Genomic DNA, 11,837 nt, shown 5'->3' with positions numbered 1-11,837 from the left:
ATCTTGCATTCTCTCTTCATACTATCCGACATATGAGGACAAACAATGAAACGAGTCTATTTAGATAACAACGCCACCACCAAACTCGATCCTATCGTCAAAGTTAAAATGCAGCCTTTTTTCGAAGAGCTTTACGGTAACCCGAACTCATTGCACCAATACGGTATCGAAGTACGCCCCTATCTCAACGAAGCGATGGGGAATATGTACGACGCCCTCAACGCCCCCGATGCCGATGACATCCTCATTACCTCATGCGCGACCGAGAGCAACAATACCGTCCTCAAGGGAGTCTTTTTCAAACACATCCTCCGCGATCCATCCAAAAACCATATCATCGCCTCAGCAGTAGAACATCCTTCGGTCTTAGAAACCCTCCACTTTCTCGAAGAAAACGGTGCCGAGATCACGTTTGTCGATGTGGATCAATACGGTTATGTAAGTGCCGAGCGGGTTGCGGCGGCAATTACTGACAAAACGATCCTCATCTCGATGATGTGGGCGAACAACGAAACGGGAATGATCTTTCCCGTCGAAGAGGTCGCCGCCATCGCGAAGGAGCGCGGTATCTTGTTCCATACCGATGCGGTGCAAGCGATCGGAAAAGTTGCGATCGATCTCACCGCAACGCCGATCGATTATCTGACATTTTCGGCACATAAATTCCACGGACCGAAGGGGATCGGCGGGTTGTATGTCAAAAAAGGAAGCGAACTCCCTAACCTCCTCCACGGCGGGGAGCAAATGGGGGGCAAGCGTGCGGGAACTCTCAACGTCGCATACATCATCGGAATGGGACTGGCGATGAAACAATCGGTGGGACATTTGGCAAAAATGAACAGCGACGTTCGTGCACTACGCGACCGTCTCGAAGACGCCATCTCTCAACTACCTGACACGTTCGTCGTCGGAGATCGCGCACGCCGTACACCTAACACCATCCTCATCTCACTACGCGGTATCGAAGGGGAATCGATGCTGTGGGATCTGAACCGCGCTGGCATCGCCGCCTCTACGGGGAGTGCATGTGCTTCCGAATCGCTCGAAGCCAATCCCGTTATGAGCGCGATAGGACAAGACCCAGAACTCGCCCATACGGCGATCCGCCTCAGCCTCAGCCGTTTCACCACCGCCGATGAGATCGACTACACCATCGACGTATTCATCAAAGCGGCGGAACGTCTGCGCTCGATCTCCTCAACCTATGCCTACACGAACGAAGTTGGCTGATGCGCCCCTACCGCAATATCAGTGACTCGGAACTCGAAGCACTCGGGGCAACGCGCGAATGGAACAGAGAGTTTCTCCTCTCCCTAGCGCTCCCCGCACACATCCTCTGGGTACATACTGCCAGAGAAAAATACCATCGCCTTGATCCGTATGATTCATGTCTGGTACGTACGCTCACGATAGAGCGTATCCAAGGAGACGTGATCAAAACCGATTTCGGAAGTTATTCCCTCGATACGGGGAAAAATATCTTTTATGCCTGCGGTTGTAAAAAGTTTTGTGATTGTTACGGACAGCTCTATCCGCTGATAAAAAACACCCAACAATCAGCTTCATAATAAAACCGCTTATTCTTATACAAATACCTCTGCAATGTGCTATTATAGTACGCAAATTTGACTAAAGGTTTTTGATGAGTTTCTCGGAAAAAGAGGTATTTTTAATCACTGAAAATGATGTATGCAGTAAGCTTTTTCAATCCGCCATCGACACTCAAACCAATTTAATCATCCTCATGCATCACAATACTCCCGTACTTTTTAATAAAGCGTTTCAAACTTTTACCGGTATGCCGAATGTCAAAATGTTCCTTCGTGAATTCGGTTCCCTTTTAAACCGTTTTGTACCGCATGACGCCTATTTTCATCCCGGTAAAGTCGAAAATCCTGATATGTGGACTAAAGACTTTTTGAATCTCCCCGAAGAAGAAAGAGTTGTCAGCATGATCAACTACCGAGCAGAACCGTACGCTTTTGCAGTTACCCTCGATCAGCCGGTAGAAGAGTACACTATTGTCTCATTTACCGATATTTCGCAAGATCTGATCAAACGGATTATGATCGAAAATGATGTCAGTATTGACAAAGAGAGCGGTGCATTCAACAAAGATTATTTTATCCATACCGCTAAAAGCTTTCAAAACGCCTCAGAATTCAACAAAAAAGCGATCGGTATTACGATGATAGAAATGGCATCTTCCGATACTAATGCCGAGAAATACCTGCACGACTTTAGTTCCAGTATAAAATGCAATATTCGCCAAAGCGATATGCTTGTACGATGGGATAAAAAGATTTTTTTGTTAGCCTATCTCATTGATTCGGCCGATAATGCTATGAAGTTTAGCCGTAAACTGCTCGGCGTAATGAGGGAAGAGCCTTTCGAAAATCTCAAATCGATCAGTATGCGCCTCGGTACAACTATGCAAACGGATAATGAGGAAATATCCGATACGATCTCACGTGCCGAATCAGCACTGAAAAAGTCGTCGGAAAGTTCGCCGACTACCCTTCTTTAAAAAAGGAGCGAGCCTCTTTTTTGGTCAAAATCGACCAGCGGTACGTCAAATAATAGCAGGTGGGCATCCTTATTGACCGTAATCTCAAATGGTTCATCTCCTAGGATTTGTAGTTCGTCACGCTGTTTTAGAGTATAGCCGCACACATTTACCTTTCCGTCCACAACCAATAATAACCGTCCATACCCTCTCTTGGGTGGATCGGATACGAGAGTATGTCCAAAAAATAGATGTGATACCCGAATATTTACATCCTGACCGATTTTCAACGAACCTTTCTTGCCGCTGCCGCTAACAATAAGCGCCCATCGGTTAATTCTGTCCAAGTCGCAGCGGCGCTGTTCATAGAGTGGAATCGTCCCTTTTCGACGGGGGATAATCCATATCTGAAACAACTCCGTCTTCTCTTTGGACGAAGGATTGAATTCTGAGTGTTCAACTCCTCGTCCTGCTGACATATACTGGATTTCGCCCGCCTTGATTATTCCGTGATTCCCTTGCGAATCTTTATGCTCCAGTGAACCTTTCGTAACTATCGTAATAATTTCCATATCTTGATGAGGATGCATATCAAAGCCGCTTAAAGGTTCTATACAATCATCATTAAGGACACGCAATGCACCAAACCCCATCCGATTACGATTGTGATAATCGGCGAAACTGAAACTAAATCGGCTATGTAGCCATCCATGCTCAGCTATTCCTCGTTCATCGGCTTTATGGAGAAAAAACTGCATCTGTTCTCCCTTTAAACAAAATATCAATTATTTTACTTTTAAAATGTTCATTAAGAATAAACAAATTATATCATTTTTGAATTAAATAAATTGACATAAAAAGTATACCTTTGTAAATTCATTTTATACATCATATTCAGCAACCAATTCAGAACGGGTTAATCGCAGCCTCTCGGCCAAAACGGCGGCAAGGGACTGCATAAAATGAAATGCCGCTTTTTTATGGTGTTTTTTAAACAGATCAAAATTCTCACGTGTTATGCAGTACAAATCGGTATCAGCTCCGGCAATCGTATCGGTATAGTGGGGAACCCCCTCTAAAAAGGAAAACTCACCGAAAAAATTGTTTTGCCCCAGAGTATTGATATGGACACTTTTTCGATTTGGATAGGGGAGCATTATCCGCACTGAACCGCGTCGTATCAAAAATATTTCCCCATTCCCTTCCCCTTCGGAATAGATCACCTCCCCTTTTTTGACACATCGGCTTTCTACCAGACTCAGCAGCTCTTCTATGGTCTCATCTCTGCGCCCTTTAAAGAGATCAAAATCGTGAAGTTCCAACAGTTCTTCACTCTTTTGTTCCGGCGAATACTCTTTTATGATTTTTGTTTCGGCCCACTCAATCGCATCGTCCAAATCATCAAATACCTTGATCGGACTCAAATGTTTAAGGAGTCCGACTTGATTAAAATAGCTTTCCAAATCATCACCGCTCGGTAATTTATGAGGCAAACGACATAGCATAAGATATCCGTCGCGTTCGTGAAGAATGTCTTTAATCTGCAACAGAATGTGTGCTGCCGTCAAATCGACTGTTTGAACTCGTTTCATATCCATTATGATGTATTTTTTATGCTGTAAATCGTCTTGCAGCATTGTATAAAGCTGGTTTGCCGTTCCGAAAAAGAGGCTTCCATGCAATTCATACACTGAAAAATTCTCCCCTTTTTCACACAAAAGTGTCTCTTCGTCCCGACTTCGAACGACTTTGCTTCTCGCTTCACTTCCATCTATGTGTCGATAGACGACCGATGCGCCGATTTGCTGCACGATGTATAAAACTACAGCCAATATTAGCCCTACCCCCGCCGCCGCAATCAAGCTCACGGAGAGTGCGGTAATAGCAACCGCGACAATTATGAAAAAATCGAGTGCCGTCCGGCGTGTTCTCAACAGCTTCACACTGTGGCGATCGATCATACGTAAACCGATAACGATCAATATTCCCGCCAATGCGGCAACCGGAATCCATGCGATAAAGGTTGCCAGTACGAGAAACGCAACAACGGCCATAATCCCCTCGACAAATCCGGAAAGGCGTGTTTTACCGCCGCTAGAGATGTTCACCATCGTTGCCCCCATCGTTCCCGATCCCGGCATCCCCCCGATCAATGCCGAAACGATATTACCGGAGCCTTGAGCTATGAGTTCTTTATTGGAGTTGTGAAAAGAGTGGGTCATCGAATCGAGGATAACACACGTTTTAAGGGTATCAATCGAGAGCAATGCCGCCAATGTCAATGCCGGAACCAAAAGGAGTACCATATCGTCCCATCCGATATAGAGCATGGTTTCAAAACGTCCTGTAAACATCTGGACAAAATTGATCCCCGCACTTCCCCCTAACTCCCCAATAACAAAAGGGTTATTTGCCTGAAGCAAAGAGGGATCAATCAAACCAAAGGCAAAATAGGCTCCGCTCCCAACCACCAATGCGGTAATCACGGCAGGAATAGCACGAAATACTTTATTGGCATAAAGCATCGTCCCAATGGTTACCAACCCCACCGCAATACTCTGCCATTGCCAAGCGCTCGTTATGTAAAACGAATCCCAAAAATAAGTTCCCTGAGGAAGCCCTAAAAATATCGGAGCCTGTGATGCAAAGATATAAAGCCCTACCCCGCTTAGATATCCGCTGACAACCGGAAAAGGCATATATTTAATCAGTTTTCCCAATCCGATCACACCGAAAGTGATCTGAAACAACCCTGCAATCAAAGCAACAATCATCAGCATCACAAAAACAAGATCAGCCCCTACACCTTGATTAATATACTGCAGAGCAAAAGCGGCTAATACGGCAGCCGCAGGGGCACTCGGAGCAGAGATCAACCGATCCGTCCCCCCCATAAGCGATGCGACAATTCCTATCGCCGCTACCCCTAAAATACCGGCAACCGCACCGTAAGCACCATAGTGCCCGCCGATCACCGCATAAATCGTTACCCCAAACGCGATAGCTGCAGGCAACGCCACCAACATCGCCGCCGTTCCACCCCAAAAATCACCTAGAAAATTTTCTCTTTTAAACATCAAATCCAATCCCATACCCAATCAAATCATTACAGTAATTTATTGTATCTAAAATAGGATTGGGGTTTGACACTCATGTATATTCATAAACACGATCGTGCTACAATCCCCTCTATGAAACTACTCTCTTCCGATACCCGTCTGGGCATTTTGTATATGCTGATCGCTTCGTTTTTATTTGCCCTTACGATGGTGTTTGCCAAACTCCTCTCAGGTTCCATGGGGTCGGTCGAAGTGACGTTTTGGCGTAACGCTATCGGGTTGGCCGTTATCGGCGTATTTGTTTTACGCAAACCTATCCATAACATCGGAGGCAAACCGATCACCCTCATTTTTCGTGGGGTGATCGGTACGATTGCCTTGCTCACCTTTTTTTATACCATCAGTGCGACTTCTCTCTCCAATGCCATCGTCTATGCTAAAACGGAGCCTATTTTTACCGCGCTGCTCGCTTTTTTACTACTGGGTGAGAAACTAAAATCACACGCCCTCCTCGCTGTTATGATCGGATTTGTGGGGGTGGCGATGCTCAGCGGTTTGGAAATGGGGTATTTGCATATTATGGGGATTTTGACAGGGTTTCTCTCTGCCTTGGCGTATACCAGTGTACGAAGTCTCAAAGCCTATTATGATGAACGAACCGTCGTCCTCTCATTTATGGTGTCAGGGGTAGTGATCCCTCTCGTGCTGATGATGATAGCGGAATATACGACCTCAGAGCTGTTTGCCTTTGCCCTTAATCCTTTTGTTATGCCGAGGGGAAATGACTGGGTGTGGATTGCTCTGATGGGAATTGCCGCCGCATACGGACAAATCTATATGACCCGTGCCTATTTTTATGCCAAGGCGGGGATCGTCAGCACGGTCAGTTATTCTGTTGTGTTATTCGCGACGTTTTTCGGGATTATGTTAGGGGATGTTCTCCCAACCCCTATGGTCATTATGGGAGGGATATTGATTATAGTGAGCGGTATTTTACTCTCTCGGCAGAAATAGGCGTTTACAATTTAATATGTTTCGTTAAATCGTCCCCTAATTGATCGAGGGGCATTTTTTTAACTTCAGATTGCTCTTTTTTCGGGACAGCCATTCCGCTGATATTCCCTTCTCTCGGGACTGATACAACTTCAGAAGGTATCTCTTCTTCAACCGTTTCAACCGTTGTATTCCCATCAGAGATACGTTTCTCTTCCAGATAGGCATCTAAAAAAAATGCTTTAAACAGTAAAAAAGCAAAAGCAAACATAAAAATATAGACTATTAATCGCACTTTTTCACCTCCAATTAGGTTAAATGAGTAACGTATTTTATCGTATATTGTTAACCGTTTCTAAATAGCTTTCTATTGCAGTCATATTTGGAACGATTAGGCAGTGTGTTGAGCGATAAGGAGAGAGCCTCGCACGGAAGCTTTGAAAATTTTCATCTTTTCCTGTGTGATAACCGCCATTGCACGTTCGCGCTCTTTTTTTATCTGCGCATACAAAGTTGCCGTAGGATTGGCTCGAGACTGGCGAATCAGTTCATAGATAGTATCATCAAAGAGCGTACTTTTATACGGCGAAAGGTGATCATAGAGTGCCATAAAAAGGGCACGCTGTTCTTCATCCATTTTGCACGAATCATCGGTAATTTTAAGCGCGACCGTCACCGCACAATCACAACCAAAGGTATCAAGATCGCCGGCCACTTTCGCAATAGGAGTCACATTATCCTACTTCTTCTAACTCTTCAGGCTCTTCTTGAACCAGTTTTCCGATACCGCGCTCGCTTAGGGGAATATCCTCGCGAAAGCTTTTGGCTTTGTAAATCGGTGATCTGAGTTTCCCCTCTTTGTTTACGCCGAGTTTGTAGATCTCTTCGTTACGGAAGTGTTCGTCAAACTCGGCCGTAAACGGCATATCCCACGTAATACACCCGATACTCGGACAAATTGCCGCACATTGAGGATCATCGTAAATACCGACACATTCGACGCATTTGTCAGGCTGAACGTAGTATTGTTTTTTCCCCGTCGGATTGGAAGTATCATCCACAATCGCGTTGACCGGACATTGTTGCAAACACGCATCACAGGTGATGCAGGTATCGTTGATAATAACAGCCATTAGAGTAGTTCCTTATCTTTGGATGTGTGGACAATGCGTTGCAGCCACGGCGGCGGATTGCCCAATAAAAGTTCTTGAAGCTTTACAATCGTCTCATCGATTCGATCATTTTCACCTGAGCGTACCGGATAGATTTTAGAAGCCAGTACCATTTTTGAAGCGGTAGGCCCTATCGCGGAGCAATAGAGAATATCCGCCTCTTGAATAGTACTGATTTTGTAGGCAAGTTTTTCGTGCTCATCCGCAATCGCATCTTCGGAACTGTCGAGTGTCTTGACGTATTCGGCACTCTCGGCAGTGATACGATAAAGCTCAAAGCTTTTCGACCAACCGAAATGTTGATTGACAAAGATACCGTCAGTGGAAGCGAATGCGATGAGCACAACTTATCCTTTTAAACCGCTACCGCTTCACGTGCTTCACGAGCAGCGATAGAGATATCATCACGGAATGTTTGCGGAGCTACTTCAGGTGAGAGAAGACCCCGTTTTTTCGATTCGCTGATAACATACTCAGAGCTGTTAACGTAGTAGTCATTGAACTCGGCAGTGTATGGCATATCCCAAACGATACACCCCTCGGTAGGACAGGCTGCGGCACACGCAGGTGTAGTAGCATGCCCGACACACTCGATACATTTTTCCGGTTTTACGTAGGTATATTCCCAATCATCACGCGGTGAATCACTCTCACTTGCGATTGCGCTTACAGGACACTCATCGATACACGCATCACAGTTAATACAAGAATCAGTAATCATTACGGCCATAATAGACTCCTTAGTTAGTTTTATACAATTGCTCTTTGCATTTTTCATACGAGGTACTATCCAACAAGGGAGTGAGTTTAATATCCACCGCTTTTAAAAGCAGTGTCACCTCACACCCCTCACATAAGTGCATCCGCTCAAACGCGTCGGTTGTAATGAGAGAGTTCATCATTCCGCATGGGGTATCGACACTCACTTCACTAAGAACCAACCCCTTACGAAAATGTTGCAGTTCGCCGTTGAGATGATTTTCAATCGATACACTCCCCTCCTTTGCACCTTTACAGATCGCAATTGCTGCCTCTTGGATACGGCATTCAACCTCATCGCCGATACGAAGCCATTTAGGGAGTTCTGTTTTAAGAAGTTTTAATTCAGTATTATTAGCGCGTACGGTAATACAGCTAAAAAACGGATCGCTTTTGATATCTTCAACCCGTGCTGTAAAGGTATTCATGGTAAACCTCCTACCAGAGATAGATCACAATTTTTTTATCAATGACCTTTTCAAACTGTTCCAGAATCATCCCCGCCGTCGAGGTAGGCCCGAGATGACATCCCGAGCACGCGCCCAGATAGCGAAGCCAGATTTCAGGGGTATCACCTCCGACATAATTCACCAACTCTACTCCGCCGCCGTCGCTTGCGAGGATAGGAGCAAGATTCTCTGTAATAACCGATTCTATTTTCGCGCGCTGGGAGAATTCATCCATCATTCGAAACGTGACATTTATGTCGGTAGCTGCATTCTGGTTACTGACGTACGTAAGGAGTGCATGGGCTTGTGTTTCTCCCGCATGGGCGGCTTTAATCATCCATTTCATCGAGTTTAGAACATCATCGTTGCGGAGCAAAATACCTAGTTTGAGTTGAGCGGTAGGCATATTGGCCTCTGCGGCTACACTATAGTAACGGATCGATTGATCTTTATCGGCGGTAACACCGATCCCGTTCTCATACATACCGCCGAGATAAAACGAAGCAACTTCATGGCCTTGTGCCGCTGCACGATCAAAAAGTTCAAATGCCTTTTTAATATCTTTGGCAACACCGAATCCTTTGACATACATCGTTCCGAGATTGACCATAGCGTCGGTGTTCGTAGCACTCAACCTTTCCCAAATCGATTTTGCCACGGCGAACTCTTTACGATCGTATGCACCAATCGCGTTCTCCATCAATGATTCTGCTTCCATACCCTTCTCCTAATAGTGCTCTTTATAGGGTACTTGGTGCAATTGCCGTTCTAATTCAAAGAATGAGATATGCATAAGCGTTTACATCAATGGACAAAGGAGCAGTAATGATCGCCATCCCTGTGGAACAAAACAGCGATAATCCTATGAGTACAAAACTCTTCGGTAATGCCAAATTTTTCGCCTTAGTTGATCCAAAAAACAAACACTATACCGTTATCGCCAATGAGGGGTGCGGCAACGGTATCAAAACCGCTCATTATCTGTTAGCGGAAGGGGCGACGTCCGCTTTGTACGGATTTTTAGGAGACGGCCCTTTTCATGTGATGGTACGTGAGGGGATGGAAGTGTATTGGCTCGGGAAAGAGACAATGCCTCTAGCTCAAGCGATTGAAGCCGCCTTCTCTGAATCTTTGGTTCGGGTTACCCCTGAAAATGCCGATAGTTATCTCGATCCGGGTACCAATGCGGGTGTGTGTGAATGCGGGTGTAGCCATGAATGAAATTATCACGAACGAAATGGAAGAGATTCGTCGACTTATTGTTGAGACCGTCGCTAAACGTAACGCACTCAAAACCGAAATGGCACAATGGTATGAAGCGCACAGTAAACGGTTTGCGCATACTAATGAGCTCATCACGCTCGATTCAACCCTCAGTGAGCTAGACAGTCACTATAAACGGCTGTGGGATTACCATAACACAAAACCTATCGCATCCTAAAGGAAAAACTATGAATGAAAATCTGCGAAGAGAAATCTTGAAACATGCCAAAGTAGCGTTTGAGCGGGCTTGTACGTTACGGGAAAATGAGAGAATCGAAGTCTATCTGAATGAGGGTACGGTAAAAGTAAGCGATGTTTTAAGCGAAGATGAAAACATCCTCTACAGTCCTAATCGTATCTTATGTTATCAGGTGTGGGGGCATGATTATCTCGAAGAGGAGATCCGCGCATGGATCGATCAGGCCAGAGCAGAGATCAGCCCCAAGCCGCTGGAAGAGAGCATTGTCGAAACGCTGAACGCCATTGCGGCATCCAAAGGGCTCACCCATGAGGAGATCACCTCCGCAGAAGTATTCGCCAACCTGAAAATGGATCAGTTAGAGCAAATCGAACACGCCATCATCGAATACTGGTGGGATAATAAAGAGGTTGAAAATGCCAAGTCGCTGGCATTGGAGCAAATCAACGAAGCACTAAAAGATATCGACTAAAAGAAGAACCATACTAAAAGAGCGGCGGCGATAGCAAGATTTACCCAGCTTCCCCCCTCTCCAAACATCATGACTAAAAAATCAAAATAGTATTTCTCCACTCCTCCCGCATGCAACAGTGCCTCTTTGGCATAGGCGGTGATCTCTGCACCCCAAATAAAAGCGATAATCTCAGGGACAATCAAAAAGAGGACGATCCCCAGAAACCCCCACACCGATTTTTCAGGCTTCATAGCGATAAGGGCTTTTTTCGTAGCCGGACTTTGAGCGATTTGACGGGCTTTAGCATGTAGTTTTTGTTTCATAAGCGGAAGTTTACCCTCTTTATTGATAGAACAATAATTGTATTGAGAGAGTTAACTAATCTTGAAGGAACCCCAATGTCTATCCAAAGCTACATCAGCGAAAACAAACTCGAATGGATGATCGTCTACAATGCCCCTACCGATGCGTACAAATACGCCTATCGCGGATGCCTCGTCGTAACAGAGGGTAAAGTGATCACTGCCGATAAAAGTCTCCCTCCAAAAGAGATCGTTAAACAAGTTATCCTTGCAACCAACTCGGACAAAATTGACTTCTTGGCGTGTGAACTCACCTCATTGGATATTTTTGAAGGTTTCGTAGCGAAATACAAAGAGTTCTTGACTCCAGAGGGAAAATATCTCCTTTTCGTCTCCGACATTATCGGAAAAGGGACATTTGTGTATGAGGGAATCACTTTCCATGCCTTTTCATTGGATGAGAGCTCGGTATGGAATGACTTGCTCGATATCGCCGATCTCTCAAAAGGGGATTTGAAAAAGATGTCCGACAAAGAGAAAATCGATGCAGTATGTAAAGAGGTTCTACGCAGTAATCTCCGTCTAAGCGAAAAAACGTATGAAGAGATCAAATCGTTCCAACGCGGCGGAAAACTCTCTTTCGGAGCGGTATAATCCTCTCAAATTTCCCTTTTTTGGGAA

The 11,837-nt window shown here is 45.2% G+C and carries 18 protein-coding genes; 8 read left to right on the top strand and 10 right to left on the bottom strand.

Translation table 11 applies throughout. The features are described 5' to 3' along the window. The first annotated feature begins 45 nt into the window (after positions 1-45). The 3 genes from A2517_RS00740 to A2517_RS00730 all read left to right on the top strand — a co-directional run bounded on the left by A2517_RS00740 (position 46) and on the right by A2517_RS00730 (position 2,527). On the top strand, positions 46-1,230 hold the full coding sequence (locus A2517_RS00740) for a NifS family cysteine desulfurase (protein ID WP_294893452.1): 1,185 nt from the start codon (positions 46-48) through the stop codon (positions 1,228-1,230). Continuing rightward, on the top strand, positions 1,230-1,568 hold the full coding sequence (locus tag A2517_RS00735) for a hypothetical protein (RefSeq protein WP_294893451.1): 339 nt from the start codon (positions 1,230-1,232) through the stop codon (positions 1,566-1,568). Before A2517_RS00740 ends, A2517_RS00735 begins: the two co-directional genes overlap by 1 nt. A 74-nt stretch (positions 1,569-1,642) precedes the next feature. Then, positions 1,643-2,527 (top strand): diguanylate cyclase, encoded by an 885-nt coding sequence (locus tag A2517_RS00730; protein WP_294893450.1) that lies wholly within the window; start codon positions 1,643-1,645, stop codon positions 2,525-2,527. Here the strand turns inward: A2517_RS00730 and A2517_RS00725 are convergent. Next, positions 2,524-3,264 carry a pirin-like bicupin family protein gene (locus A2517_RS00725; protein WP_294893449.1) on the bottom strand — a complete coding sequence of 247 codons (741 nt, stop codon included), beginning with the start codon at positions 3,262-3,264 and terminating at the stop codon, positions 2,524-2,526. The two genes, A2517_RS00730 and A2517_RS00725, sit on opposite strands and share 4 nt — an antisense overlap. 123 nt (positions 3,265-3,387) lie before the next feature. After that, the gene (locus A2517_RS00720; RefSeq protein ID WP_294893448.1) at positions 3,388-5,583 is read right to left on the bottom strand and encodes an SLC26A/SulP transporter family protein; all 2,196 of its coding nucleotides are present in this window, start codon (positions 5,581-5,583) and stop codon (positions 3,388-3,390) included. A 75-nt stretch (positions 5,584-5,658) separates the two neighbouring features. On the opposite strand from A2517_RS00720, the gene A2517_RS00715 reads away from it, so the two are divergent. Further along, complete coding sequence (locus tag A2517_RS00715) at positions 5,659-6,579, top strand: DMT family transporter (RefSeq protein WP_294893453.1); 921 nt, start codon at positions 5,659-5,661, stop codon at positions 6,577-6,579. A 4-nt stretch (positions 6,580-6,583) separates the two neighbouring features. Here the strand turns inward: A2517_RS00715 and A2517_RS00710 are convergent, their stop codons facing one another. The 7 genes from A2517_RS00710 to A2517_RS00680 form a co-directional block, all read right to left on the bottom strand. Continuing rightward, the gene (locus A2517_RS00710) at positions 6,584-6,853 is read right to left on the bottom strand and encodes a hypothetical protein (RefSeq protein ID WP_294893447.1); all 270 of its coding nucleotides are present in this window, start codon (positions 6,851-6,853) and stop codon (positions 6,584-6,586) included. 96 nt (positions 6,854-6,949) lie between these two features. Then, on the bottom strand, positions 6,950-7,291 hold the full coding sequence (locus A2517_RS00705) for a hypothetical protein (RefSeq protein WP_294893446.1): 342 nt from the start codon (positions 7,289-7,291) through the stop codon (positions 6,950-6,952). Position 7,292: 1 nt separating this feature from the next. Further along, positions 7,293-7,691 carry a 4Fe-4S dicluster domain-containing protein gene (locus A2517_RS00700; protein ID WP_294893445.1) on the bottom strand — a complete coding sequence of 133 codons (399 nt, stop codon included), beginning with the start codon at positions 7,689-7,691 and terminating at the stop codon, positions 7,293-7,295. After that, on the bottom strand, positions 7,691-8,074 hold the full coding sequence (locus tag A2517_RS00695; RefSeq protein ID WP_294893444.1) for a NifB/NifX family molybdenum-iron cluster-binding protein: 384 nt from the start codon (positions 8,072-8,074) through the stop codon (positions 7,691-7,693). The genes A2517_RS00700 and A2517_RS00695 overlap by 1 nt, the downstream gene beginning before the upstream one ends. 11 nt (positions 8,075-8,085) lie before the next feature. Next, positions 8,086-8,460 (bottom strand): 4Fe-4S dicluster domain-containing protein, encoded by a 375-nt coding sequence (locus A2517_RS00690; RefSeq protein ID WP_294893443.1) that lies wholly within the window; start codon positions 8,458-8,460, stop codon positions 8,086-8,088. Between the two features lie 10 nt (positions 8,461-8,470). Further along, positions 8,471-8,917 carry a molybdopterin-binding protein gene (locus A2517_RS00685; RefSeq protein WP_294893442.1) on the bottom strand — a complete coding sequence of 149 codons (447 nt, stop codon included), beginning with the start codon at positions 8,915-8,917 and terminating at the stop codon, positions 8,471-8,473. A gap of 10 nt (positions 8,918-8,927) precedes the next feature. Next, positions 8,928-9,656: a NifU family protein gene (locus A2517_RS00680; RefSeq protein WP_294893441.1), complete on the bottom strand. Its 729-nt coding sequence runs from the start codon at positions 9,654-9,656 to the stop codon at positions 8,928-8,930. 107 nt (positions 9,657-9,763) lie between these two features. Between A2517_RS00680 and A2517_RS00675 the strand changes: the two genes are divergently transcribed. Genes A2517_RS00675 through A2517_RS00665 form a run of 3 tightly spaced genes read left to right on the top strand, consistent with a single transcriptional unit; the run spans position 9,764 to position 10,872 of the window. Then, positions 9,764-10,159 (top strand): NifB/NifX family molybdenum-iron cluster-binding protein, encoded by a 396-nt coding sequence (locus A2517_RS00675; protein WP_294893440.1) that lies wholly within the window; start codon positions 9,764-9,766, stop codon positions 10,157-10,159. After that, complete coding sequence (locus A2517_RS00670) at positions 10,152-10,379, top strand: hypothetical protein (RefSeq protein WP_294893439.1); 228 nt, start codon at positions 10,152-10,154, stop codon at positions 10,377-10,379. Before A2517_RS00675 ends, A2517_RS00670 begins: the two co-directional genes overlap by 8 nt. A gap of 10 nt (positions 10,380-10,389) precedes the next feature. Further along, positions 10,390-10,872 carry a hypothetical protein gene (locus tag A2517_RS00665; protein ID WP_294893438.1) on the top strand — a complete coding sequence of 161 codons (483 nt, stop codon included), beginning with the start codon at positions 10,390-10,392 and terminating at the stop codon, positions 10,870-10,872. On the opposite strand, the gene A2517_RS00660 is transcribed toward A2517_RS00665, so the two are convergent. Continuing rightward, positions 10,869-11,177: a hypothetical protein gene (locus A2517_RS00660; protein WP_294893437.1), complete on the bottom strand. Its 309-nt coding sequence runs from the start codon at positions 11,175-11,177 to the stop codon at positions 10,869-10,871. The two genes, A2517_RS00665 and A2517_RS00660, sit on opposite strands and share 4 nt — an antisense overlap. A gap of 75 nt (positions 11,178-11,252) precedes the next feature. Here A2517_RS00660 and A2517_RS00655 point away from each other — a divergent pair, with 75 nt between their 5' ends. Further along, the gene (locus A2517_RS00655) at positions 11,253-11,810 is read left to right on the top strand and encodes a hypothetical protein (protein WP_294893436.1); all 558 of its coding nucleotides are present in this window, start codon (positions 11,253-11,255) and stop codon (positions 11,808-11,810) included. Positions 11,811-11,837: the final 27 nt, after the last annotated feature.

The organism is Sulfuricurvum sp. RIFOXYD12_FULL_44_77 (assembly GCF_001830725.1).
GTDB classification, from domain to species: Bacteria; Campylobacterota; Campylobacteria; order Campylobacterales; family Sulfurimonadaceae; genus Sulfuricurvum; species Sulfuricurvum kujiense_A.
Note: the sequence above shows the minus strand (reverse complement) of the source record. Positions and strands in the feature narration are given on the sequence as shown.

Excerpts from the sequence above, each read along its gene's own strand:
- A2517_RS00740 (WP_294893452.1), top strand. The coding sequence starts at position 46 with ATGAAACGAGTCTATTTAGATAACAACGCCACCACCAAACTCGATCCT.
- A2517_RS00735 (WP_294893451.1), top strand. The coding sequence starts at position 1,230 with ATGCGCCCCTACCGCAATATCAGTGACTCGGAACTCGAAGCACTCGGG.
- A2517_RS00730 (WP_294893450.1), top strand. The coding sequence starts at position 1,643 with ATGAGTTTCTCGGAAAAAGAGGTATTTTTAATCACTGAAAATGATGTA.
- A2517_RS00725 (WP_294893449.1), bottom strand. The coding sequence starts at position 3,264 with ATGCAGTTTTTTCTCCATAAAGCCGATGAACGAGGAATAGCTGAGCAT.
- A2517_RS00720 (WP_294893448.1), bottom strand. The coding sequence starts at position 5,583 with ATGTTTAAAAGAGAAAATTTTCTAGGTGATTTTTGGGGTGGAACGGCG.
- A2517_RS00715 (WP_294893453.1), top strand. The coding sequence starts at position 5,659 with ATGTATATTCATAAACACGATCGTGCTACAATCCCCTCTATGAAACTA.
- A2517_RS00700 (WP_294893445.1), bottom strand. The coding sequence starts at position 7,691 with ATGGCTGTTATTATCAACGATACCTGCATCACCTGTGATGCGTGTTTG.
- A2517_RS00690 (WP_294893443.1), bottom strand. The coding sequence starts at position 8,460 with ATGGCCGTAATGATTACTGATTCTTGTATTAACTGTGATGCGTGTATC.
- A2517_RS00685 (WP_294893442.1), bottom strand. The coding sequence starts at position 8,917 with ATGAATACCTTTACAGCACGGGTTGAAGATATCAAAAGCGATCCGTTT.
- A2517_RS00680 (WP_294893441.1), bottom strand. The coding sequence starts at position 9,656 with ATGGAAGCAGAATCATTGATGGAGAACGCGATTGGTGCATACGATCGT.
- A2517_RS00675 (WP_294893440.1), top strand. The coding sequence starts at position 9,764 with ATGATCGCCATCCCTGTGGAACAAAACAGCGATAATCCTATGAGTACA.
- A2517_RS00670 (WP_294893439.1), top strand. The coding sequence starts at position 10,152 with ATGAATGAAATTATCACGAACGAAATGGAAGAGATTCGTCGACTTATT.
- A2517_RS00665 (WP_294893438.1), top strand. The coding sequence starts at position 10,390 with ATGAATGAAAATCTGCGAAGAGAAATCTTGAAACATGCCAAAGTAGCG.
- A2517_RS00660 (WP_294893437.1), bottom strand. The coding sequence starts at position 11,177 with ATGAAACAAAAACTACATGCTAAAGCCCGTCAAATCGCTCAAAGTCCG.
- A2517_RS00655 (WP_294893436.1), top strand. The coding sequence starts at position 11,253 with ATGTCTATCCAAAGCTACATCAGCGAAAACAAACTCGAATGGATGATC.